General features: G+C 61.4%; 18 protein-coding genes. 6 read left to right on the forward strand and 12 right to left on the reverse strand.

Going from position 1 to position 23,932, the window contains the following annotated elements; translation table 11 throughout:
- Nucleotides 1–11 precede the first annotated feature (11 nt).
- The 3 genes from AC1D08_RS28255 to AC1D08_RS28265 all read left to right on the forward strand — a co-directional run bounded on the left by AC1D08_RS28255 (nucleotide 12) and on the right by AC1D08_RS28265 (nucleotide 2,473).
- On the forward strand, nucleotides 12–728 hold the full coding sequence (locus tag AC1D08_RS28255; RefSeq protein ID WP_477308137.1) for a Bax inhibitor-1/YccA family protein: 717 nt from the start codon (nucleotides 12–14) through the stop codon (nucleotides 726–728).
- A 174-nt stretch (nucleotides 729–902) separates the two neighbouring features.
- Nucleotides 903–1,775, forward strand: a complete 873-nt coding sequence (locus tag AC1D08_RS28260) for an aldose 1-epimerase family protein (protein WP_457154383.1) — start codon at nucleotides 903–905, stop codon at nucleotides 1,773–1,775.
- A gap of 56 nt (nucleotides 1,776–1,831) precedes the next feature.
- Nucleotides 1,832–2,473, forward strand: a complete 642-nt coding sequence (locus AC1D08_RS28265; RefSeq protein ID WP_477424548.1) for a glutathione S-transferase family protein — start codon at nucleotides 1,832–1,834, stop codon at nucleotides 2,471–2,473.
- A 154-nt stretch (nucleotides 2,474–2,627) separates the two neighbouring features.
- On the opposite strand, the gene AC1D08_RS28270 is transcribed toward AC1D08_RS28265, so the two are convergent.
- Nucleotides 2,628–4,655 (reverse strand): BTAD domain-containing putative transcriptional regulator, encoded by a 2,028-nt coding sequence (locus tag AC1D08_RS28270; RefSeq protein ID WP_457154381.1) that lies wholly within the window; start codon nucleotides 4,653–4,655, stop codon nucleotides 2,628–2,630.
- Nucleotides 4,656–4,824: 169 nt separating this feature from the next.
- Here AC1D08_RS28270 and AC1D08_RS28275 point away from each other — a divergent pair, with 169 nt between their 5' ends.
- A complete protein-coding gene (locus AC1D08_RS28275) occupies nucleotides 4,825–5,043 on the forward strand; it encodes a hypothetical protein (RefSeq protein ID WP_457154605.1) in 219 nt (72 codons plus the stop codon).
- Between the two features lie 171 nt (nucleotides 5,044–5,214).
- On the opposite strand, the gene AC1D08_RS28280 is transcribed toward AC1D08_RS28275, so the two are convergent.
- Entirely contained in the window at nucleotides 5,215–6,123 is a 909-nt protein-coding gene (locus AC1D08_RS28280) for an agmatinase (RefSeq protein ID WP_477308143.1), read from the reverse strand.
- A gap of 268 nt (nucleotides 6,124–6,391) precedes the next feature.
- Here AC1D08_RS28280 and AC1D08_RS28285 point away from each other — a divergent pair, with 268 nt between their 5' ends.
- Nucleotides 6,392–8,551, forward strand: coding sequence for a mechanosensitive ion channel family protein (locus AC1D08_RS28285; RefSeq protein ID WP_477424550.1), 2,160 nt, complete (start codon nucleotides 6,392–6,394; stop codon nucleotides 8,549–8,551).
- A gap of 18 nt (nucleotides 8,552–8,569) precedes the next feature.
- On the opposite strand, the gene AC1D08_RS28290 is transcribed toward AC1D08_RS28285, so the two are convergent.
- Nucleotides 8,570–9,265 (reverse strand): TetR/AcrR family transcriptional regulator, encoded by a 696-nt coding sequence (locus AC1D08_RS28290; protein ID WP_477308147.1) that lies wholly within the window; start codon nucleotides 9,263–9,265, stop codon nucleotides 8,570–8,572.
- 197 nt (nucleotides 9,266–9,462) lie between these two features.
- Here AC1D08_RS28290 and AC1D08_RS28295 point away from each other — a divergent pair, with 197 nt between their 5' ends.
- Nucleotides 9,463–9,951 carry a RidA family protein gene (locus AC1D08_RS28295; RefSeq protein ID WP_457155078.1) on the forward strand — a complete coding sequence of 163 codons (489 nt, stop codon included), beginning with the start codon at nucleotides 9,463–9,465 and terminating at the stop codon, nucleotides 9,949–9,951.
- 393 nt (nucleotides 9,952–10,344) lie between these two features.
- Here the strand turns inward: AC1D08_RS28295 and AC1D08_RS28300 are convergent, their stop codons facing one another.
- The 9 genes from AC1D08_RS28300 to AC1D08_RS28340 form a co-directional block, all read right to left on the reverse strand.
- Nucleotides 10,345–11,163: an MBL fold metallo-hydrolase gene (locus AC1D08_RS28300; RefSeq protein ID WP_477308150.1), complete on the reverse strand. Its 819-nt coding sequence runs from the start codon at nucleotides 11,161–11,163 to the stop codon at nucleotides 10,345–10,347.
- A 3-nt stretch (nucleotides 11,164–11,166) separates the two neighbouring features.
- Nucleotides 11,167–11,979 carry a TatD family hydrolase gene (locus AC1D08_RS28305; RefSeq protein WP_457153019.1) on the reverse strand — a complete coding sequence of 271 codons (813 nt, stop codon included), beginning with the start codon at nucleotides 11,977–11,979 and terminating at the stop codon, nucleotides 11,167–11,169.
- A complete protein-coding gene (gene metG / locus AC1D08_RS28310; RefSeq protein WP_457153018.1) occupies nucleotides 11,979–13,532 on the reverse strand; it encodes a methionine--tRNA ligase in 1,554 nt (517 codons plus the stop codon). Before metG ends, AC1D08_RS28305 begins: the two co-directional genes overlap by 1 nt.
- A gap of 138 nt (nucleotides 13,533–13,670) precedes the next feature.
- Nucleotides 13,671–14,726 carry a DNA polymerase III subunit delta' gene (locus tag AC1D08_RS28315; protein ID WP_477308152.1) on the reverse strand — a complete coding sequence of 352 codons (1,056 nt, stop codon included), beginning with the start codon at nucleotides 14,724–14,726 and terminating at the stop codon, nucleotides 13,671–13,673.
- On the reverse strand, nucleotides 14,723–15,397 hold the full coding sequence (gene tmk, locus AC1D08_RS28320; protein WP_457153016.1) for a dTMP kinase: 675 nt from the start codon (nucleotides 15,395–15,397) through the stop codon (nucleotides 14,723–14,725). Before tmk ends, AC1D08_RS28315 begins: the two co-directional genes overlap by 4 nt.
- Before the next feature lie 205 nt (nucleotides 15,398–15,602).
- Nucleotides 15,603–16,769, reverse strand: coding sequence for a D-alanyl-D-alanine carboxypeptidase family protein (locus AC1D08_RS28325; RefSeq protein ID WP_457153015.1), 1,167 nt, complete (start codon nucleotides 16,767–16,769; stop codon nucleotides 15,603–15,605).
- 103 nt (nucleotides 16,770–16,872) lie between these two features.
- The gene (locus AC1D08_RS28330) at nucleotides 16,873–18,102 is read right to left on the reverse strand and encodes a septal ring lytic transglycosylase RlpA family protein (protein WP_457153014.1); all 1,230 of its coding nucleotides are present in this window, start codon (nucleotides 18,100–18,102) and stop codon (nucleotides 16,873–16,875) included.
- Nucleotides 18,103–18,417: 315 nt separating this feature from the next.
- A complete protein-coding gene (locus AC1D08_RS28335; RefSeq protein ID WP_477424552.1) occupies nucleotides 18,418–20,295 on the reverse strand; it encodes a polysaccharide biosynthesis protein in 1,878 nt (625 codons plus the stop codon).
- A 1,421-nt stretch (nucleotides 20,296–21,716) separates the two neighbouring features.
- Nucleotides 21,717–22,019, reverse strand: coding sequence for a DUF1330 domain-containing protein (locus tag AC1D08_RS28340; RefSeq protein WP_457155403.1), 303 nt, complete (start codon nucleotides 22,017–22,019; stop codon nucleotides 21,717–21,719).
- Between the last annotated feature and the right edge of the window lie 1,913 nt (nucleotides 22,020–23,932).

The raw sequence follows: 23,932 nt of genomic DNA on the forward strand, positions 1-23,932 counted from the left end.
GGAGAATTCATATGAACACCCCCAATCTGGGATACCGCGTGGGCGCCGGCGCCCAAACCGGCGCGGTCTACGACGAGGGCCTGCGCCAGCACATGCTGCGCGTCTACAACTACATGGGCGTTGGCCTGGTGGTCACCGGCCTGGTCGCCTTCATGATCTCATCGACGCCCGCGCTCTACGTGCCGATCTTCTCCAGCCCGCTGAAATGGGTGGTGATGCTGGCGCCGCTCGCCTTCGTCATGCTGTTCTCGTTCAAGATGCAGACCATGTCGGCGGCCAGCGCCCAGGCGATGTTCTGGGCCTTCTGCGCGGTCATGGGCCTGTCGCTGGCCTCGGTGTTCCTGGTCTTCACCGGAACCAGCATCGCGCGCACCTTCTTCATCGCCGCCACCATGTTCGGCGCCACCAGCCTCTACGGCTACACGACCAGGCGTGACCTGACCCAGTTCTCGTCGTTCCTGATCATGGGCCTGATCGGCGTGGTGATCGCCAGCATCGTCAACATCTTCCTCGGCTCGACCGCGCTGCAGTTCGCCATCTCGGTGATCGGCATCGCCGTGTTCATCGGCCTGACTGCCTGGGACACGCAGACGATCAAGGAGCAGTATGCCGAGAATGTCGACGCGGAATCGCGCCAGAAGCTGGCCGTCTTCGGCGCCTTCTCGCTTTATCTGAATTTCATCAACATCTTCCAGCTGTTGCTGAACTTCACCGGCGAACGCGAGTAACGACTGTCCGCTGTGGGCAGGGGCGAGGACTATCGCCCCTGATGCGGGGAGGTGGCCGGAGGGAGATCCTCCGGCCACAATTCGTTCTGGCAGGACCGGCTACACCTTGAGTCCTCAAGAGCTTTTGCTAGTCTGCCACCGCACCGCCCTTCAATACCGACCGCGCGAGGATATGTGGCACAAGACAGCCAGACGCTTCAGGGCGACGGCATCTCGGCGACCATCGTCGCCCAGGGCGCCGAACTGGTTTCGTTGCAAGATGCCGAAGGATTTGAGTTCCTGTGGCAGGCCGGGCCGGCCTGGCGGCGCCATTCGCCGGTGCTGTTTCCGATCGTCGGCCGGCTGAACGGAGATCGGCTGCGCCATCGCGGCCGGACCTACCCGATGACGCAGCACGGGTTCGCGCGCGACAAGCCGTTTGCCTGGGCGCAGAGCGGGCCACGATCCTGCACGCTGGTTCTCACCGACGATGCCGAGACCCGCACGCACTATCCATTCGCCTTCCGTCTCGCCGTGACCTACACGCTGGACCGCCGGCAGCTTGGCGTCACCTTCGACATCACGAACACCGGCGAAGAGCCGATGCCGGCGTCCATCGGGGCGCATCCGGCATTCAATTGGCCATTGCTGCCCGACCTGGCCAAGACGGACTACCAGCTGACTTTCGCTGCTGCCGAACCTGCTCCGGTCCGTCGCCTGAAAGACGGCCTGCTGTTGAAGACGCCGCAGCCGACGCCCGTCGAAGGCAACATCCTCGCGCTCTCCGAGCAGCTGTTCGACCAGGACGCGGTCATTCTCGACCACCCCGCCAGCACCAGCGTGCGCTATGCCGGCGAGCGTGGTCCGGCGATCGAGATGGCCTGGCAGGGATTTCAGGAATTGGGCGTCTGGTCAAAGCCGGGCGGCGCGCCGTTCCTGTGTATCGAGCCCTGGCACGGCATCGCAAGTCCGGTGGGCTTCGACGGCGATCTTGTCGACAAGCCGGGCCTGATGCTGATCGCGCCGGCCGCCAAGCGGGTGCTGAGCTATCAAATCCGGCTTTTGTGACGCCCGTCATTGACAGCTGAGGCAATAGCGTTGGCCAGCCACACCGGAGGTGTCCAATGAAGCTATACTTCAGCCGCAATCCCAATCCTCGGCTCGCCGTCGCGGTGGCACGCTATCTCGACGCGAATGTCGAATTTGAATTCGCCTCGCCATTCGCTCCGGGGCAGGCCGAGAAATATCGCCTGCTAAACCCCAATCTCTCATTGCCCATACTTGTGGACGACGGCGGAAAAAGCCTCTGGGAGGCAGACGCCATAGCCTGCCGGCTGTCGCGCGACGTGCGTTCGGATTTCTGGCGCACCGGCGATGACGAGCCCGAGATGATCCGGTGGTTGAGTTGGGGCAAGGAGCACTTCGCATTCGCCTGCGACACGGTGCATTTCGAACGTGGCACCAAACAGCGGTACGGCATAGGCCCGATTGATCAACAACGCGTGGAGGAGGGGCTGACGCATTTCCGCACGGCCGCCGCGATACTCGATACGGAGCTTTTCGCACGGGAATGGCTGGTCGGAAATTCGATTTCCTACGCCGACTTCCGCATGGCGACCTTTCTGCCGTTCAACGAGGCCGCCAGACTGCCGCTGGATGACTATCCCTCTGTCGGCCGCTGGTATCGTCGGCTTGAAGAGATCGAGGCCTGGCGCGATCCCTTCAAGGGATTGGACGCGCCCGCATTGCCGCCGGTCCCAGGGTGAGGCCGAGTCTGGGTATCCTCTCGGCAGCGGAGGGAAACTTGTCGGGCCGTCATGCTACGAGAGGAAGCCGGCGTTCAAACCTGCCGGGTGATGGTTTCGATCACATTGACGAGAAGGCGCGGGGCGGTCAGGGAGCGGGCTCACGCCGCCCGGCTCAATCGGGCAGGCCGGCTAGCCGCAGTGCCTCGACATATCTGACGAAATAGGCTGGCCTGATCTGCCCCACCCGGTGCCTGAGGTTGGAGAGGGTCAATTCGGGATCGAGCTGCAGTGACAGCGCGATGTGCTTGCTCGCGGCATCCAGCCTGCCGGCCATGGCGTTGCTGGCTGCGGCCACGCGTAGACCGGTGAGATAATAGGGCTGCGCGCGGGATGCCGCCTCCGCGATCGGCCAGGCGGCATCATAGCGGCCGGCCACGAAATGGGCGAAGGCCGTGAAGCACTGCATGAAGAAAGTCAGCGGATCGAGCGGGCTCAGCCGCCTTGCCCGCGACAGATGCTCGATCGCGATGTCCGGGTCGTCATGGCAGGCTTTTAGGCAGCCGCTGGCGCTCCATGCGGCGGCGCAGTTGGGGTTAAGCACGAGCGCCCGGTCGGTCAGTGCCGAACCGGCCTCGTAGTCGCCGATGACATAGCCCAGTGCGAGGCCGCTGAAAGCCAGCGCTACCGCGTCGTCCTGGCCTGCTATGGTGACGTTGCCGACCAGCCGGGAAACTTCGGCGGCCTCCTTCTGCCGGTCCGTCATCCAGCCGTTCGCCATTCGCCAGAAGTAGCACCAAGCGGCAGCGCCCTGTGCCGCGGCAAAGTCAGGGTCGAGCTCAATTGCCTTGTAGAAATGCGGCAGCGCCTCCTCCAATCCCGCTCTCGTCCAGCGGTAAAGGCTCGCCACGCCGCGTAGGTAATTGTCGTAGGCGTCGAGACTCTCGGTCGGCTTGCGCTTGGCCCGCGCTATCTCGGCCTGTTCGAGCCTGGGCGAAATCGCACCTATGACGCTGGAGGCGACGAGGTCCTGCAGTTCGAACACGTCGGCGACGTCGCCCTCGAAACGGTCGGCCCACAGGCTCACGCCCGTTGCTGCCTCGATCAGCTGGCCCGCAACGCGGAGCCGGCTACCCGCCTTGCGCACGCTGCCCTCAACCACGTAGCGCACTCCCAGCTCGCGCGCCGCGCGCTTTATATCCACAGCCTGGCCCTTATAGGCGAAAGCGGAATTCCGCGCGATCACGAACAGCCAGCTCACATGAGACAGCGCCGTGGTGATCTCCTCGACCACGCCGTCGGTGAAATAGTCCTGCTCGGCGTCGCCGCTCATGTTCTGGAACGGTAGCACCGCGATCGACGGCTTTTCCGGTATGGAAACGACGGGGCGCGCCGGTTCGGCCACCGTTTCCCGCCGCGGCGCCCCGGCTTCGGGCGGGCCGGAGCTGCTGGACGCCTGCTCGTGCCGATGCTTTGCCTCAGGCGCCTCGATACGCTCGACCAGCGCCTGCGTCGCCTCTTCAGGGGCGACGCCGAGCTCGCGCTTCAGCGCCTCCTCGCAGGCCAGGAACTGGCGGAAGGCGTCGTTGGTCTTGCCGCGACGGCGGAAGATGCGGATAAGCGCCCGGTGGGCCTGCTCGGCGCATGGATCGAGCGCCACCAGCCGCTCCGCCAGCCTTTCGCAAGCCATTTCCTCGCTGGCGTCCGTCTCCGGCAGAAGGCTCAGCCGCTCGGCGAGGTCCAGCGCCTTGCGGGCATAGTTCGCCCGAAGCGGCGCAAGCCATTCGTCGATCTCGCCGGGAAACGACAGACCGTCGAGCAAGTCTCCCCGGTAGAGGCTCGCCGCTGTCGCTAGGCTGGCGCCGTCACTGGCTAGGATATTCCGGTCGAACATCCAGATGTCGGCCTCATCGGCATTTGCCGCCAGCCATATGGTGTGGGCATTGCCTTCGACACGTATGGCCTCGTCGCCGGTGGGCGGAAACAGCCGCCTGATGTCCACCAACGCTTGGCGCAGGCTGTTCCGCGCCTGCTGCTCGCCGCTGTCTGCCCATAGCATCGCCGCCACCCTCTCGCGGCGAAGGCCCTTGGGCCCGGCCAGAACGAGCGCGGCAAACAGCAACGACGTCTTGCGCGTCGCGAAGTGCAGCGATTGGCCGCCTGAAGAAACAACCTCGATACCGCCAAGCAATCCGATGTGCACCCCGACCCCCCTGTAGCAGCCTCGGGTAGAATATCACTTCCCCGCGCCGACTTAACGACGATTTAGCGGCTTCGGCAGTGGTTTCTCCTCCGGTTTAACGCCTAGATGAACATCGACAAAGCGCGCCGGTGGGACACTGCCCTCATGAATTCGAACGAGGGAGAATGAAATGACCTCCACCAGCCTCAGGACCTTCCAGCCGACCTCCCGTTTTTCCGTTTTGCTCGCCGGGCATATCGCGCGTGTCTTCGCAAGGTTTCGACGCCGATATCAGGATTTCAGGCAGCGCAGGGCACTTGCCGGCCTGTCTCTGCCGGAACAAAAGGATCTCGGCTATCTGGCGGATGAGGCGCCGGCGGATGTAGCCGCACGCGGCCGGAACCTATAGCAACTCTAGGGAAGTCCGGGCAGATCTGGTCGAAGGGAGGACTTCCCTCTGGGAAGCCCAACGGATGCGCCTGAATTGCTGCCGGTCCGAGGGTGAGGCCCGAGTCTGGGTATCCTCTCGGCAGCGGAGGGAACCTTGTCGGGCCGTCATGCTACGAGAGGAAGCCGGCTTTCAAACCTGCCGGACGATGGTGCCGATCACATTGACGAGAAGGCGCGCCGCGGTCAGGGCCGACAGGCTGTCGATATCGGCGGGAGGATAGAATTCGACAAGATCGAATCCTGCGATCCTGGCCCGCCTGCCGAGGCCCGCGATCAGGTCGATCACCTGCGTGTAGGTGAGGCCGCCGGGCGTACGCGCCGCCACACCCGGCATGATGCTGGGATCGAGGGCGTCGCAGTCGAGCGTGACAACAACCTGCGATCCTTCCGGAATATGCCGCAGCGCGGCTTCGACGCCCTGGGCGTGAATCTCGCGGGCGGTCACGAAGCGACTGCCATAGCGCCGCGCCGCTTCGATCTCGGTTATGCCTGCGCTGCCAACGCTGCGAAGGCCGACCTGCACCATGCCGGCGACATGCGGCATCTCGCTCGCGCGACGCATCGGGCTCGAATAGCCGTGTCGCTCGCCAGACACCTCGTCGCGCCAATCGATATGGGCGTCGATCTGCAGGATCCAGACCGGTCCGTGATCCGCAAAGCCGGCGAGGAAGGGAAAGGTCACGGAACAGTCGCCACCCAGCAGGATCGGTACGGCCGGCAATGCCAGGACCTCGCGCGTCTTCGCCTCGATCCGGGTCCGGTTGCCGGCATTGTTATGCAAAATGGTCGGGATATCGCCTGTGTCGATGCAGTTGTCCGGCTTGCCGTCGAACAGCGGGCCGCCGAGATCGAAATCCCAGTGCTCGACGAGCGCGGCATCGCCCTGGCTCGCGGCGCGGATGGCATCGGCGGCCAAGGCATGGCCGCTGCTGTCCTTGCCGGGATAGGTGCTGCCGTGACCGGCTCCGAAGATCACCGCACTGGGGATGCGGCCACCGGCGAGGCGATCGGGAAAGCCGAGAAAGAGAGATGCTGTCATTTGGTCTTCATGATGGTCTGGCTGAAATTTTGTCGAATGCGGATGTATCAGTTTGGCGAAGCTCTGTGGAGCGAAACGCGCCACCCCAGCTGAAACGCGAAATTGCCTTACCTGAGCGGGGACTGGCGATTGATGGCCGAGCTCCCTTGGCGCTCCGCCTCGACGGACAATTCCGGCCCTGTTCGGGCGTATTGCATCGCTACATTATTTTGTTCGTGAGGCAGTATGTTGTGGGCATAGTGAAAGTGAGTCCATCGGGGGTCAGCAGATGAGTGTGATGGTTTTCCGGGCTGGCAGAACCGGCGTGTTGTTTGCAATGCTGATGGCGTCCCTGATCGCATTCACTGCGATCGCCCGGGCGCAGACGACTGCGGCGCCGCCCCCTCCACCTGAAAAAGTCGAGCAGTTGCTGAAATTGCTGAACGATCCCGAAGTCAAGGCGTGGATCGCCGAGAAGGGCGCGGCACCCGCGGCCGATTCGGCAATGCCAATGGGCGCTTCCGCCACTGACTTCATGGTCTGGTCCAATGCCATTCGCGAGCATTTGCAGGGCATTGGCAATGCGATTCCTGAGGTCCCTGACGAGATTTCCGGCGCAAGCTCGACGATTATGACCGAGATTCACGGGCGAGGGCCGGGAGCGATCCTCGTCCTGTTCGCGGCCTTTGTGGCGCTTGGGTTAGGTGCCGAGTTCATCTTCCGCCGTATCGTCGGCAGGGCTCACCGCCGCAACCCAGCTCAAAGCCCGGAATCGGGCGCACCCGCCCGACATCATGTGATCGCCCGAACGTTGTTCGTCGCCATCGCGCCGCTCGTCGTGTTCGCAATGGCCAGTGTCGGCGCCTTCCTGGCGTTTACCTGGCCACCACTGCTTTCTGCGCTGGTGCTGCCTTTGCTGATCGCTGTCATCGCCTGGCGCGTGATCATGCGGATCACGTCAGTTATTCTCGGCACGGCGGACGGCAATTTGAACCTTGGAGACCAGCCGAAGGTCCGGCTTATTCCGATGGACGATGTCACCGCTGCTTTCTGGCGCCGCCGCGTCGCGTTGTTTGCTGGCATATTCTTCCTTGGATGGGCGCTCGCAGGCGAGATGAACATCCTCCACTTCACGCCGAACGTCAGGAATCTCATCGTCTACATACTCGGTCTCGGTCTCCTCGCGGTGTCGATCGAATCCGTATGGCGGCGGCCGGCGGCGATCGAGCCTTCCAAGGTTTATCGGCTCAAGGAATGGCTGCTGACATTTTTCCTTTGCGTGCTCTGGCTCTTGTGGGTCGTGGGGATGAGCACGCTTTTGTGGATTGGCATCTATGGCTTGATCCTCCCACCAATCCTGAGATCCACCAGCTCAATCACCAAGTCGTTTTTCGCCAGCTCCGACGAGACGACGAAGTCGAACAATGCCATCTTCGAAGTGCTCGTTGAGCGTGGGGCGAGGGCGATCGTCATCGGGCTCGCTGTCGCCTGGCTTGCGACCGTCGTGCGTTTGCGCGCCAGCGGAATGATGGGCGACGAAAGTGTAGACCGCATCGTCCGAGGTGTATTGAGCGGCATCGTGGTGCTGCTCGCCGCCGATCTCATCTGGCAACTTGTGAAGGGTCTTATTGGCGGTCGCATCGATCGTGCCCGCACCGAGGGCGGCGACGAGGCAGCGCTTGCCCGCAGCGGGCGGCTTTTGACGCTGCTGCCGATCCTGAAGAATTTTCTCGCCGCACTCATTGCCGCCATTGCGATCATGATGGTTCTCTCCGGCCTTGACGTCGAGATTGGTCCATTGATCGCGGGCGCGGGCATCTTCGGCGTTGCCATCGGCTTCGGATCGCAGTCGCTGGTGAAGGACGTCATCAGTGGTGTGTTCTACATGACCGACGATGCGTTTCGCGTCGGAGAGTATATCCAGAGCGGCACCTACAAGGGCACGGTCGAGTCCTTCAGCATTCGCTCGGTCAAGCTGCGCCATCACCGCGGCCCGATCTTCACAGTTCCATTCGGCTCGTTGGGCGCCGTCCAGAACATGAGCCGCGACTGGGTGATCGATAAGTTCTTCATTTCGGTCAACTACGACACGGACATTGCCAAGGTCAAAAAACTGGTCAAGGGCGTCGGCGCCGAACTGCTGGCAGATGAGGAATTCGGTCCGCAGATCATCGAGACCTTGAAGATGAAGGGCGTCGAGGCTTTCGGCGATTATGGCATCAACCTCAGTTTCGCGATGACGACCAAGCCGGGACACCAATTCACGATCCGTCGCCGGGCCTATGTCATGATCCGCGAAGCGTTCGCGGCAAACGGGATCGAGTTTGCTTCGCCCACAGTGCAGGTCGCAGCCGGCAATGAGGACCATGGGGCAAGTGCGGCTGCCGCCAGGGATGCGGTGGTACGCAAACAGATTGCGGAAGCTAAGGCCAAGGAAGGCGAGGAATAAAAGTCGGCCGGCGGAACTTTATCGTGGAGCGAGGCCATCAAGCAGGAAGTCGAGGCCTTTCCTGAAAGCGCCGAGCCAATCGTCATCCAACAGCAGACGAGAGCGTTCGATTGTCGGGTAGCGTCCGCTGAGATGCGCAAGGCGCTGCTGCGCGGCGGCCCTGTTGTCGTCCGAGAGGTCAAAGCTCGCCCGGGTGATGGTGGCGCCCATCACATAGTTCCAGAGTGACCATATCGCGACGTTCAGATTTGCGTCCGCCACGCCGGCGCTGGACAAGGTCTTGCTCAGCAGCTCCAGGCGGCTGAGGATGCCCGGGCCGAGCGCCCTGCGCGGCAACAACGATGCCGACCAGGGATGGCGCAGCATGCCGGTGCGCCAGTCTTCGAGCATATGGACGACTTCTCCGCGCCAGTCTTGAGACTCAGCCATTTGCGGCGGTTCGCGATATTCGAGCACCGAGTCGAGCGCCAGATCAAAGACATCCTCTTTGTTGTCGACGTGCCAATATAGGCTCATCACGCCCGAGCCGAGGCGATCGGCCAGCCGACGCATCGTCAATCCGTCGACGCCTTGGGCGTCCAGCAGTTCTACCGCCGTCGCCACGATACGTTCCCGCGTGAGAGGCGGTTCACTGCTCGCCTCCTGCACGGGCTGGTGCGAGACACCGACCTGTTGAGGTCGTTTGCTCCGGGCGCCGCTACGCTTGGCTGCCATCCAACTTTCCTCGCTGTTCAGGACATCGATTTTGACCGGCAACGCGACGAATGTCGATCTTGAACGATTGACTCGTACGACGTACCATACGACTACTCGTACATCGCACGAGTCATCGTAAGGACGATGTGGTTAAAGTTCAATCATGCCGGCTGCGAGGGTAGGTCGCTCGCAGTCCGCGGAGCCGAGAGAAAATCATGTCACGCGCAATCAAGCGTCTGCTTATTGGAGGGCTAATCATCATGACCATCGCAGTTCCCACGGCGGCTACAGCCAATGAGAACGATCGCAAGCTGACCATCGTCAATCCCCAAAACCTCTACGACCCGTCGCCGAATGGCTACAGCACAGCGGTGATCACACCCCGTGAAGGCCGGGTCGCCTATATCTCCGGGCAGGGCGGCCAGGACAGCGCGGGAGCGCTGTCGCCCGACTTCGCCATCCAGGTTAAGCAGGCCTACGCAAATTTGCGTACCGCGTTGGACGGGATCGGCGCGAAACCGGGTCAGGTCGCCAAGCTGACGGTCTTCGTGGTCGATCACGATATGTCAAAGCTTGAGGTGCTGACCGAGAACGTCAAGGCAATGTTCGGCGAGGCGCTGCCGGCGCAGACTCTGGTTCCCGTTCCCAAGCTTGCAATTGACCCCATGCTGTTCGAGGTGGAGGCCGTGGTCGTGCTTGATTAGCGCGGGCGGTGTGCATCGCCAGTCGGTGACTGGTCAATTGGCTTGCGGCGTTCTCGTTGCGCTGCGGCCAATTGCTCTAGCTGGGTGGCATTACCGCACATCAGAAAGTCGCATAAGATAGATTATGGAACTGAAGCGTATGACGGCAGACGGTGATTTTCCCGCATTATCAGCCGTTTGGCGCCCATCCGGCTGCAGCAAATAGATGATGCCCACAACGCTATGGCGGTCACGCCAACCCGCAACCTCAAGATCTCTTCGATTGCGTCGTGTCTATCGCGGCAAGTCGATCCGGCATGCACGGCAGCTGAAATCCGCGTTGACCAGACGATTTGGCCGGGCGTCATTCATTGTCGAAATTCCAGTGCGGCCAGCGATGAAGGATTGGCTTCATCACCATGAATCATATGGGATATCTATCGCCATGCCGTCATAGGCTGGCTCGACGTTGGCTGGCGTCTCGGCCATCACCGTGGCGTAGTCGAGCGGCACATGCATATGCGTCAGCACGGAGTGCCGTGGCGCCAGCCGCTCGATCCATTCCAGTGCTTCGCCAAGCGACAGATGGCTGGGGTGCGTCCGGTACTGCAGCGCGTCGATGATCAGCACGTCGAGGTCGCGCAGCCGTTCGACGGTGGCCTCCGGAAAGTCACTGATATCAGGGCAATAGGCGAGCGTGCCGATGCGGAAACCGAGCGATATGATGTCGCCATGCACCTGCGGCAGCGGCTCAAGGGTGAGGGCACCCCCCTCTCCTTCGATGACGACCGGCTTGGCGTGATGGATGATATGAGCGTCGACGATCGGCGGATAGGAACTGCCCGCCGGCGTCTCGAAACAATAGCCGAAGGCCTGCCGCAGGCGCAGCATCGTCGGCTCGTCGGCATGGATATCGATCAGCTGGCGCTGATCGAGGACGAAACCACGCAGATCATCGATGCCGTGGATGTGGTCGGCATGCGGGTGCGTGTAGACGACCGCATCGATGCGCCTGACGGAGGCCATAAGCATCTGCTGGCGGAAATCCGGTCCAGTGTCGATGACGACGCTGGTGCGACCGCCATCCGCAGCAATCCGTTCGACGAGTGCGGCGGCGCGGGTGCGCCGGTTCTTCGGGTTATCTGGGTCGCAATTGCCCCAGTCGCCGGTGATGCGCGGCGTACCTGGCGACGAGCCGCAGCCGAGAATGGTGAGGCGCAGCCGGTCGGTCATCGTTCAGGCACTTTGCTTGGGCCAAGCAGTTTGCTCGGGAGGTCGCGGCATCTTGCCGAACAGGCGGAAGAAATTGTTCGTCGTCAGATCAGCGATGTCAGCCTCGCTGACGCCGATTGTTTCGGCCAGCACTTTGGCCGTGTGCGCGACATAGGCCGGCTCGTTGCGCTTGCCGCGAAACGGTACGGGCGCCAGATAAGGTGCGTCGGTTTCGACCAGCAAGCGGTCGTGCGGCACATCGGCTGCGATGGCGCGCAACTCGGCCGAATTCTTGAAGGTCAGGATACCCGAGAACGATACATAGCCACCGAGCGCAACGCCGATTTCCGCCAGCCGGCGCCCGGACGAAAAACAGTGCAGGATGAAGGGGAAGGCGCCCTTCCCTGTTTCGTCCTCGAGGATGGCCGCCATGTCGTCATCGGCATCGCGCGAATGGATGACCAGCGGCAGACCGGTTTCCCGAGCGGCGGCGATGTGGGCGCGAAACCCCTGCGCCTGGGCATCGCGCGGCGCTTTGTCGTAGAAGTAGTCGAGCCCCGCCTCGCCGATCGCCACCACCTTCGGATGAGCTGACAGGCGCACAAGGTCCGCGGCGGTGACGTCGAGTTCCTCGGCGGCATTGTGCGGATGGGTGCCGACCGAACAGTACACTTCGTCGAAGGTTTCAGCGATTTCAATGATTTGCTGAAACCGCTTCACGCGCGTCGAGATCGTCACCATGCGGCCGATACCGGCCGCCCTGGCGCGGGCGACTATGGCCGCCCGCTCCTCGGCGAAGTCTGGAAAATCCAGATGGCAATGGCTGTCGACGAGCATCAGGCGTTCGCATCCGGCTGTTCGACGTAACGCGGAAACACCCCTTCCGGCGCGGGCAAGGCAACCCCGGAGACAAGCGCGTGGTCTGCCGCGACATGCACGAAATCGCGGCTGTCCGCCGACACCGCCAGCAGGTCGAGCAGTTTGTTGGCCGATCCCGGAATGAAGGGTTGGCACAACAGCGCCACGCGCCGGACGAGTTCGGCAGTCGTCCACAGCACGGTTTCCATGCGCGCCGGATCGCTCTTCTTCAACGCCCATGGCGCCTGGCCCGCGAAATAACGATCGGCTTCCGCCACCACGCCGAAGATCGCCGCCAGCGCCAGATGGATGCCTTGCTCGGCCATGGTCTTGCGCGCCACGGCGAGCACGGCAGTTGCCTGATCGAGGATCGCCTTGTCCTCATCCGCCAGGGTGCCGCGTTGCGGCACCACGCCGCCGCAGTTCTTGGCGATCATCGACAGCGAGCGCTGCGCCAGATTGCCAAGGCCATTGGCAAGATCGGCGTTGGTGCGGTTGACGATTGCTTCATGGCTGTAGCTGCCGTCCTGGCCGAACGGCACCTCGCGCAGGAAGAAGTAGCGCACCTGGTCCAGACCGTAGTGCTCGATCATGGTGAACGGGTCTATGACGTTGCCGACCGATTTCGACATCTTCTCGCCGCGGTTGAACAGGAAGCCGTGGCCGAAGACACGTTTCGGCAGCGGGATGCCGGCAGACATCAAGAAGGCCGGCCAATACACCGCATGAAATCGGACGATGTCCTTGCCGATGATGTGCGCATCCGCAGGCCAGAAATGCCAATCGTCAGCATTTTCATTGGGATAGCCGACACCTGTGATGTAATTGGTCAAGGCGTCGACCCACACATACATCACGTGCTTCTCGTCGCCCGGCACCGGCACGCCCCAGTCGAAGGTGGTGCGCGAGATCGACAGGTCCTTCAGTCCCGATTTGACGAAGCTCATCACCTCGTTGCGGCGCTCAGCCGGGCCGATGAAGTCGGGCTGGTTTTCATAGAGCGCGACGAGCTTGTCCTGATAGGCCGAGAGGCGGAAGAAATAGCTCTCTTCCTCGACCCATTCGACGGGCGTTCCCTGTGGCCCGTAGCGGACATTGTCCGGGCGGACCTCCGTCTCCTCCTCGCCGTAGTAGGCTTCGTCGCGCACCGAGTACCAGCCGGCATAGCCGCCCTTGTAGATGTCGCCATTGGCGGCCATTGCCTTCCAGATCGCCTGCGACGACGCGTAATGCCGCTCTTCCGTGGTGCGGATGAAATCGTCATTGGAGGCGTTGAGCGCCTCCGCCATGCGCTTGAACTCAGCCGAGTTGCGATCGGCCAGTTCGCGCGGCGAAATGCCTTCGCGCTTGGCGGTCTGCAGCATCTTGATGCCGTGTTCGTCGGTTCCGGTGAGGAAAAAGACTTGCTTGCCGTCGAGCCGCTGGAAGCGGGCAAGCGCATCGGTTGCGATCAGTTCGTAGGCATGGCCGATATGCGGTTTGCCGTTCGGATAGGAAATCGCCGTCGTGATGTAGAACTTGTCGCGTGACATGAATGAACCGTCATGAATGTCTGAATGGAAAGGCGTGGCGGTGGATATCGCATCGGGGCGGCGATTGCCATCCCGGGGCCAATGCATGCCGCCCAAAAGTGGCCCCGGATTTGGGGCACGGCATGCATGGAGAAACCGTCACATTCGCATTGCAGAATTCAGGCGGTCGATCATGGTCAAGGCGTGCTGCTTCTTGTCGAGATTGTAGGTGTCCGTCTCAGATATAGCGTCGAGCGCCTCATGCCAAGTGTCCGACAGTGTTTTGGCCCGTGTGAGGTCACCCGCCAGCGCTGCCTGGCTTGCCGCATCCGACAACAGCTCCAGCGCCCGGCGGTTGAAGATGTCGAACTGGATTGCCTGGTCGCGGCCGGCGACAGCCTCGGCAAGGCGAAACGCGCCGCCGACATCGTTCTTTCTTGCCGCCACCAGGGCGTCGAGCGTTGAGGCGATCTCCAGCCCGCCATACTGCGTCAACAGGATCGCGCTGCGCGCGCTGCCCCCTGCCCGCTCGGCCAGCGCCGCGCGCGCGGCAGGATCGTCCGGCGGTGGCGGTTCGGTCGTTTCCAGCACCGCCATCAGGTCGTCGGCATCGAGCGGCGTCAATCGCACCACCTGGCAGCGCGACCGGATCGTCGGCAGCAGGCTGCCCGGCGCATGGACGATCAGGATGAACAGCGTTCGTGCCGGCGGCTCTTCGAGATTCTTCAACAAGGCATTGGCGGCATTGGTGTTCATGTCGTCGGCTGGGTCCACGATCACAACCCGGTAGCTGCCGTCATGCGAGGTCAGCGACAGGAAGCGGCTGACCTTGCGGATCTCGTCGACGGTGACGACGGTCTTGAAGCTCTTGGTCTTGTCGTTGGGCGGACGGGTCAGGTGCAGCACGCAAGGATGCGCGCCGGTGGCGATCTGGCGAAACAGCGACGAGGCCGGATCGGGAATGGCAAGGCTTTCCGGCGCCTGCGCGAAGTCCGGGTGCTTCAACAGATGATGCGCAAGATGGAAGGCAAGCGTCGCCTTGCCGATGCCGACCGGCCCGGAGAAGATCAGCGCATGCGGCAGCTTTCCCGCACGATAGGCGGCGGTCAGCATCCCCGCGGCCTGCCGGTGTCCAACCAGGCGCGGTGTTTCGGATGGCTCGGGCACGCCGTCCAGCGTGTCGTGCTGCTCGGGTGCGATGCGTTCGAAGATCATGCCGGCGTCGCCTGCCTGTTGCGCGAAGGCGTTCTTGCCTCCAGCGCCGCGAACACGGCGGCGGTGACGACATTCTCGACCGTATCGGGATCGGCGGCGGCGTTAACGACGATGCAGCGTTCCGGCTCGGCCGCCGCGATTGCCAGAAACGCCTCGCGGCGGGCCTGATGGATCGCCAGCCTCTCCTTTTCGAAGCGGTCGGCGATTGCTTCGGTGCCGCGCCGCAACGTCGCGCGCCTGAGGCCCTCCGCCGGATCGATGTCGAAGATCAGCGTCATGTCCGGCATCATGCCGTTGATGGCAACCTGCTCCAGCGCATCCATGAACGCCGGGTCGATACCGCCGGTGACTCCCTGGTAGACGCGTGATGAATCCAAGAAGCGGTCGCAAAGCACGATGGAGCCACGCTCGACCGCCGGACGGATGACCTGCTCGACATGATCGGAGCGCGCGGCGGCGAACAGCAGCGCCTCCATTTTCGGCCCGAATGGTTCGGCCGCGCCCGAAAGCAGCACATGCCTGACAGCTTCGGCGCCAGGCGAGCCGCCAGGTTCACGGGTGGGGAGGACATCATATCCCTTGGCGCGCATCTTCCTGGCCAGCCGCTCGATCTGCGTCGACTTGCCTGCTCCTTCGCCGCCTTCGAAGGTGATGAAAAATCCGCGCGCCAATCGAAAAGCCTTTGCCATGCTTGCGGGTGGTTATAGCGCTCTAGATAGTCCGCGTCGGGGCAAACGTCTATGCCGTCGGCGCTAGCGCAATTCCAGGAAAAGTGTGAAACGGTTTTCCTGGGAAAAGCGCAGCACTTTCCCTAGGGAATTGCGTCAAAGCCAAGAGATAGAGCGGTTCTGCGTTTCCGTGAAGCGATGAATCGCTCTAGCGCAGCCAGCCGATCGCCAGTTCCTTGACGGCATCGAGCGCGCGCTGCGGCAACGTGCCGACGCCGATCGACTCGGCGGCGAAAAGCGGCGTTTCCTGGCTGAGTGTGTCGCCGATCCAGACGCGCAGCGCGCCCACCGGTTGCCCTTCCTCCACCGGGGCGGCAACCGGGCCTGTGTAGACGATCTTGGCCGTCAGCTTGTCGCGGTTGGTGATCGGCAGGAAGATGGCGATCGGACCCTTGGCCTTCAGCGTCACGCCGGATTTCGCGCCGCCAAAAACCTGGGCTTCGCCGACCACCTCGTCCTTGGCGAAGATTTCGGTCTTCTCGAAAGAGCGAACACCCCAGTCGAGCAGTTTTCGCGCCTCTTCGGCTCGCTCCTTGTCGCTGGCCAGTCCGCTCATCGCCGCGATCACCCGCGTGCCGTTGTGGTTGACCGAACCGACCATGCCGAAGCCTGACGTCTCGCTCGCGCCGACCGCCAGGCCGTCGGCGCCAATGTCCATTGCCAGAAGCGGATTGCGGTTCCGCTGCGAGATCTTGTTCCAGGTAAAATCCTTCTGGCCGTAGTAGTGATAGAAATCCGGATAATCGCGCCACAGATGCACGGCCAGCAGCGCCAACTCCCGCACCGTCGTCTGCTGGCCGTCCGCCGGCAGGCCGGTCGAATTGACGAACGTCGATGTCTTGAGCCCGATCTGGCGGGCGCGCTCGGTCATCTGCGCAGCAAAATTGTCCTCCGAGCCGGCCATGCCTTCGGCAATGACAATACAGCCGTCATTGGCCGCCTGAACCGTTACGCCCTGAATGAGATCCTCTAGCCGGATCGACGATTTGAGCTTGGCAAACATCGTCGAAGTTCCCGAAGGCGCACCACCCTTGCGCCAGGCGTTTTCGCTGACCACGAACGTATCGTCGAGCTTCAGGCGTCCGGACTTTATGGCGTTGAAAACCACTTCCATGGTCATCAGCTTGGCCATCGAAGCCGGCGGTATCGGCTTGTCGGCATCTTTCGAAAACAGCACCGTCCCGGTCTCGGCGTCGATCATGAAGACCTGCGCGGCCTTGGTCTCGAAAAGCTGCGCACTGGCTGGAGCCAGGGAAAGCAATAGCAGGCAAAAAAACAGAAGCCCGGCGAAAGGCTGGAGCAAGCGAAATTGCATGAAATTCGACCCGTTGGCCGGCACGTCCGGCAAGCCCGCGAAAAGTATCAGGCTTTTTCCGTGGCGGATCAACCGCGCAGTGGAGATCCGACCTTGCTTGCGCTCAGTTGCGCACAGCCAGTGCATCCGGCGCGCCATGCGACCAGGCCGCCTGCAGCAAATCATCCAGATTGCGGTGGCCATCGGGATAGAGATTGACCGAATACCAATCCTCGCCGTCGAGTTCTGAACGCTGGATCTCGATCTTGCCGAATGCGGCAAGCTGGGCGGCAACGCGCTTGGCCTCCGCCGCATCCTCGAACGAACCTGCCGCAACATAGTCGGTGGGCGAACCGGCCGACGGCGACTGACGCTTCCACGATTGAAGCAGGTCGGCCGGTGACATGCCCTCGCCGCCCAGCGCTGCGAAGGCGTTGGAGGCGCGCTCTACGCGCTCGTCCGCATAGGAGAGCGAGGCCACGGCAAACGGCGATTGCGGCGGCAGGTTGATCTCCGGGCGCTCCGGCACGATCGGGCCGAAATCCGGCAATGCCAGGTCGCCATAGGCCGGCGACTGCGCCGGCATGACCGCCTGGGCCGGCCCCGAATCGGTCAACTGGCCAGGAAACGGTACGGCGGCGGCACCAACGGGAAGACTCGGCGACGGTCCGTTCATGGCGACCATGACGCCGGTCGGCAGTCCATCCGACGGATCCGGCGCCCTGTTGCCGGGATGGTAGGAGGCCATCAGATACTGGTCGTCATCGCCGTCCAGCGGTGCGCGGCCGACATACTCGACCTTCACCTGAGCGGTGCCGATATTGGCATAATCAAGCATTTGGGCGGCGCGCTCCGACACATCGATGATGCGGCCTTCATGATAGGGGCCGCGATCGTTGACGCGAACGATGACCGAGCTGCCGGTCTTGAGATTGGTGACACGGGCATAGCTTGGCAACGGCATGGTCGGATGCGCCGCCGTCAGGTGTGTCATGTCGTAGACTTCGCCATTGGCGGTAAGCCGGCCGTGGAAGGCATCGCCATACCAGGAGGCCAGACCGACCTTGGCGTAGTGCTTGTCTTCCTTCGGGTAATACCACCTGCCCCGGACCTGATAGGGCTTGCCGAGCTGGTCCCGGCCGCCGCCGCGCTGCAGCCGCCCGCCCCGGAAGGCCACACGCGGGCTTGCCTTCACGCCGTATTCGGATTCGGAGAAATATTCCTTGGAGCGGGTCTTTTTGTAGACCATCGCTTTGGGTTCAGGCGATGCACAAGCCGCCAGTAAGGCAGCCGATACCGCCAACAACGCGACTGTAGCAGCGCGACGAAGACGCGGGTGCGTCACAGCCTGCATTTTTTCAGATGTCCCCTACAGTCTCAATGAAAGACGCCGCCATCTAACCGCCAGAGGAGCAAAGCACTCACTCGACAATACCAATGACACCGTGAACCCCGATCCTTTGTGCGCAGGAATTGTTTATCACGGTATTAATCGATTATGGCCGGAACCGGGCAATATTGTGGCGCCGGTGCCTTGGCGGCCGGCCGGCAGCGTGGACGGATTAGGCCTGCGTCCAGGCGACATGGACGCGAACATGGTAGGGACGCTTTGCACAAAGTCAGGATGGCAATACGCTTTTAGCTTGTGGCGGTGGCACCGCGATGAGGATCAGTGCTTGCCCGAGTCCTCCCCGCTCATCAGCAGGTGAATCTCGCTCCCCGGAATAAACTCCCCGACGGTCGATTTCAGAAGCCGTAGGGCGCCGGGCAAATCTTGGGCGTCGATCCTGCGTTTCATTTCGTCGAAGATGCGCACGATCAGCGCTCCCTCGATCGACCGTGGAGATGCGGCCAGGATCCCCGACGCACCGGTCCCGCTCAAGGTTTCCTTGTTGTCGAAGAGTTCCTCGCAAAGCTTTTCCCCAGGCCGAAGCCCGGTGTAGACTATCTGAATGTCGGTGTCCGGGCGGTGCCCCGAGAGACGGATGAGATTTCGAGCAAGATCCACGATCTTCACCGGCGAGCCCATGTCGAGAACGTAAATTCGGCCGCGCTCCTGCTGCCGCTCGCGGCTATGCGCCGCCGCCTGCAGGACGAGGAGGCAGGCTTCCGAAATTGTCATGAAAAAGCGTTCCATTTCCGGATGGGTAACTGTCACGGGGCCGCCGGCCCTGATCTGCTTCTCGAACAGTGGGACCACGGATCCGGCCGAGCCCAGGACGTTGCCGAACCGAACGGTGACGAAACGTGTGCCGTTGACCGCCGAGTCCAGATCCATCGCCTGGCAGAACATCTCCGCCATCCGCTTGGTCGCGCCCATAACGCTAGAGGGATTCACAGCCTTGTCGGTCGACACCATAATCATCGTGGAGACGTTGGCACGAAGCGCGGCCTCAGCGACATTACGCGTCCCGATCGCGTTGGTGAAAAGGCCTTCAAGCGGCTGAGCCTCAACGATCGGCACATGCTTGAGTGCTGCTGCGTGGAAGAGCACGTCGGGCCTATGGCCGGCAACGATTCTGTCGACGGCGTCCTTTTCGCGCACGTTGCAGAGGGCAGCATGCAACTTGAGGCTCGGGCGGGTGCCAGCGAGTTCAGTCTTGATAGAGTAGAGAAGGTGCTCGCTGGCGTCCACGAGAATGAGGCCACGTGGGTTCAGGGCCGCGACCTGCCGTGCCAGCTCGGATCCAATCGAACCGCCCGCGCCGGTGATCATTACGGTCCTGCCCTCGATCATTGAGGCGATCTTGAGCGCATCAAGTCTAACGGGCGGCCGATGCAAGAGATCTTCCAACTTGATCGGACGCGGCTCAATTTCAGCATCGATGCTTTGCATGTCGAGAAGGTTCGGAAGCTTCAGGATTTCGACTTTCTGCTGTGTCGCAATCTCAACCAACGCCTCGATGCTGGCGTGCTGTTGATAGTCCTCGCGCGAACGCGTCAGGATGAGCGCTTCGGGTCGGCGCCCCTGGGCCTCAAATCGATTGAGGATCTGCGGCAGTCTTTCCAGCGGACCCAACACTGGAACCCCGCGAATAGAACGTCCGGTCCTGCGCCCCCGTTCGTCGATTATCGCGAGGATATTGAATGACGCATTATCTCTCTCCTTGGTGGTCCTCAGGAAGGCGTCGGCGTTGTCGGTGGCTCCAACCAGCAGCACGAACTTGCAGGTGCCGCGATCGAACAAGCGACCGGTGTCGTGGCGATTGCGATAGAGCCGATACGCGGCACGCGGCCCGGCTAGCAGGACGATCAGGAAGGCCCAGGCGATCAAGATCGAAGAACGGGGAATCGAGCCCAGTCGATCCAGCAGGAATTGGGCCACTGTGAAACTAGCGACGGACGCGCTAGCAGCATAGGTGATTGCTAGAAGATCCGTCAGCGACGCATAGCGCCAAATACCACGGTTCAGTCCAAACAAGAAACCGACGCCGCTGACAATGACCCCGAATAGAGCCGCTGCACCAAGGAAATACGTCAGGTTTTGAACGACAATATCGAAATCAAGCCTCAACACGAGCGAAAGCAACATCGCGGCAGCACCCATTATGCCGTCGTGAACCAGCGCCAAGCCTCGCAATACTATCGGCCGAGAAACCCTCCAAAACCAAGTCGCATTGTCCCCAGTATAAACACGCTCTCGCCGTTTGCGTTCTGCTGGAGACACTAGTTTAGACCTTTAACAAAGGCGGCGATCATTCGCGGACGTCTAATTTCCAAACAGCCAAGGCTCGGTCGCTCGGAGTCGCAGTATAGGGCTCTGGCGCTAACATGTGCCACCAACTTCTGAAAATGGGAATCCTTCACGCGCTGATAGATCTTCGAGCGGTAGCCGTCGAACTTGACCTCGAGAATCCAGTTGTCACCTCGGGAGGAGCGTTTGGCCGGAAATTAACTTCGGCCAGCGCAGCCACGCCACCTTGCGGGCAGATGATGGGCTTCTCTAGAGAGGCCGGAGAGGGGCACAAGCTGGCCGGTATACAAACGTGACGCCATAATATTAGTTTCGTCTAAAATGCAAAAAAACCCGCCACGTTGCGGCGGCTGCGTTGGTCGCTCCGAGCGCCAGTGGGTGTGAGAAGTGGGTGGGCAGACGTTTGGCTCGGCAACGGATGTGGCCTGGACTATCAAAGCTGCCCTTCAAACCAAAGACTCGGAAAATCCCGATCGGGATTTCGATAAAGCGCGGGAAGATCCACCTCCGCGAAACATTCATTGGCATCAGGCACCATAGGCGTCTGCATCTCAATTATATTAGCTTGTGCTTGAGGACCTTTTCCGACTGGGCCGGCGTCCACCATCCCAACACCCTGCCCAACGAGTGCGCCGGCGGGAAGTGAGGAAGCATGAGCAGCTTATGAGTATGGGTCGTACTCGCTACGGGTTCCATCGCGATCATTTACCTGTTGTCGTATGTCTCGATCAGGATGCAGGGGCAGCGGCGCCAGGCGCGATGAGGGCTTACCGGGAGCGGTGCTTGGTTTGACGGCAGGCGAGCTTTTCTCTCTTGCCCTCTCAAGTTCCAACAATCTGATGTAATAGGTATCAAAGGCCTCACTGTTCTTCCGCTCCTTTCTCCGGAGGTGAAGATACGGCAGCGCAAACGCCAAAATCGTGATTAGGCCGATCGGACCCGCGATGTGATTGCCGCCTGCAAGCCAATAGAAAACCGCAAAGACGCTGCCGGCTATCACCGCCCCTGCCACACTTCCCTTGATAGGATCAAATCTTGGCGGCGGCGCAACCGTGTCTGCCCGTCGCCTGGCCTTGAAGCTAACGCGTGCAGCATCCAATCTGACAATTCCCGATTATCGACGCGAATGGCCGGCGCAGGGGATGCTTGGGGAAGCGAAGCCGCACCGGCCACCTTGGCGGGAAAAGCCCCCCGCGCCGTTAAGTTTATCGTATATTAGATATCGCGCAATTAAGACTGAAGTCCCACTGGCCTAAAGGCGCTTCGCGGCACCGTCAGACAATGGGTGTTGTGATCCCTTCCAGCGCAATGATCCTGGTGTTGGCGCAACGTTTTCGAATCTCGATCAGGCGGGCGTACTCCGGCGAATTGTACCAGCTCATCAATGACGCCATATCGGGGAATTCGATAATAACCAAACGGTGTGGCTCCCAGTCACCTTCCAGAACCTTGGTCGCACCGCCACGACCTAAGTATCGCCCGCCGTAGCGCGCCTCGGTGGCCGGAACATCCCGCCGGTATTCCTCGAACGCGGCAGCGTCTTTTATGTCTACATCCGCGATAAGATAGGCGGCCATTTGTGCTCCCTCCCTTTGTCGTCGAACCCCTTCGCCATCGCTTTGGCCTACCGATTAGATCTTTTCCGGCTTGTGCTCCACCTTTTGCTGCTTCCATCGTTCTTACGGATAGGTCCCGAACATATTAGCGAAAGCGTATATTTTCACCAGCCGGCTCGCTCCCCAACCCGCGCCGGTCAGGCCCGACAGTCTGCTGGCCCCCCGCCGTGCGGAGATGCCGGGCCGCTTAGTCTGAGCGTCGCTGCCCTGGTGTCTTCGGGTGGCTGGTGAACGCGATGTTTCGGTCAGGGCGCCCTGCGTCACGGCAGGGCTGGCAGAATAGGACCCGGATCAAATCCCAGTGTAGGCAGCCGTAATCTTCGCCGAGACGGTCAACCAGCGCTTGGATATCGAGGTCGGCATGCCGGCGGCACGTCATGCAGTGACGGAAAGCCCCGACCCGATCTGTACTTCTTGCCGAGCGTGTCCTCGACGAACAGATATTTCATGGTCATGGGATGGCGCTACCCAGCCTTGGGAGGCCGCACAGGCCCTGTTCCGAACCATTGAATGAACGGCGAATCCTTGCCGGTGACGTCCTTCACCGTCTTCAGCAGCGCTTCGTGGGTGCGCTGGAGCGCCCGGTAATGCTCGCTGCTAGGTGATAGCAACGGCTGGACTATGCTTTTATGAAGTCGTTCCGCCTCCGCTGCGTAGTCACCACCAATGCCCCCTTGGGCGAAAAGCCCGCCGCCAGCAGACTGAGAGCGGGCAGCGGGCCTTTGATTTTCGGCAGGTGGAGGCCGCCGGGCAGCAAAGTGCCGTTCGCTGCCGACGGTGATGGTTATCTGGCTTTGCGCGGACCGACGACTTACTGATTCGTAAGGCTATGGAACAGGATGCCGACGATCACTGAAATGCGTCGGGTCCGCTGCCGGGGAGACAGCGGACTCAAACTAGGGCCAAGAGGGGCAAGGCCCTTTATGATCCCTATGCGGGGATCAGGGTGATAACACCGGGCGAGCACAAACGTTCCGTCGGCTGAAAGATATTTCCCAAGCTCCGCTCCACGCCCGATTTGACTCGCTAATCCCTGACTAAAGCGTACTGAAGGACGTCGCTGGCCAATTTGAACGGGCGCCTGGCGCTTGGAAGAGTCGATCACGCTTTCGCCCCCACGAGGGATAAAGCGATGTCATCCGACGATCATCTCGATTCTGAGCAACTTGCAATGCTGACAAAGGTTCTCAACGACTATTGCACAGAGGCAGGAATTCCAGAAGGCCATCCGGCATGGGAACACTTCGGCCGGCGCCTCAAGAGCCTATCCCAGTCCGGGATACATGATCCCGATGAACTGGTGTCCAAAATGAACACTGGCTACGAGGATTGGCTAGGCGAGATCGGCGCTACGGGTCCTTTCATACCGCCCAAACTGTCGTCCGAAGACCGTCTCGTAGGCGACAATCGCTTGCCAGGGTCAGACCTAAGAGGCAGGCCAGCCGTAGCGAATAGAGTTCGGCTTTAAGAAAGCCCGGATTTTTTGGTGACGGGCATCCGGCCGGCATTTTCAACCGCGGGGCATCGTCCAAAAGGCTGTATTCCAAAAAACTCCAGCGAGCGCGCTATGATGAATATTAGGCGCCGTTCCCCTCAAAACGCCGCCGGGTAATGGCTCGGCGCCCCGCTGGTTTGTTGAGTGTCAAAAGGGCGCCGGGATGGATTGCCTGGCGGAAAAGCGACCGGCTTCACTGGCATTTCTGGGTCAACATGGTAGTGCCCGGCCGGGGGGGGAAGGCTCAGGGCTAACCGTCGCATTTAAAGCCCTTAACCTTTATTCAATACGCCTAATTTAGCATCGTTTAATGCGCTTCTCCATTCTGCTTTTTGGCTGGGCGGCATTCTTCGGTTGGGACTTTGCTGCCAACGATGGC

Source organism: Mesorhizobium sp. P2_E6 (assembly GCF_056403835.1).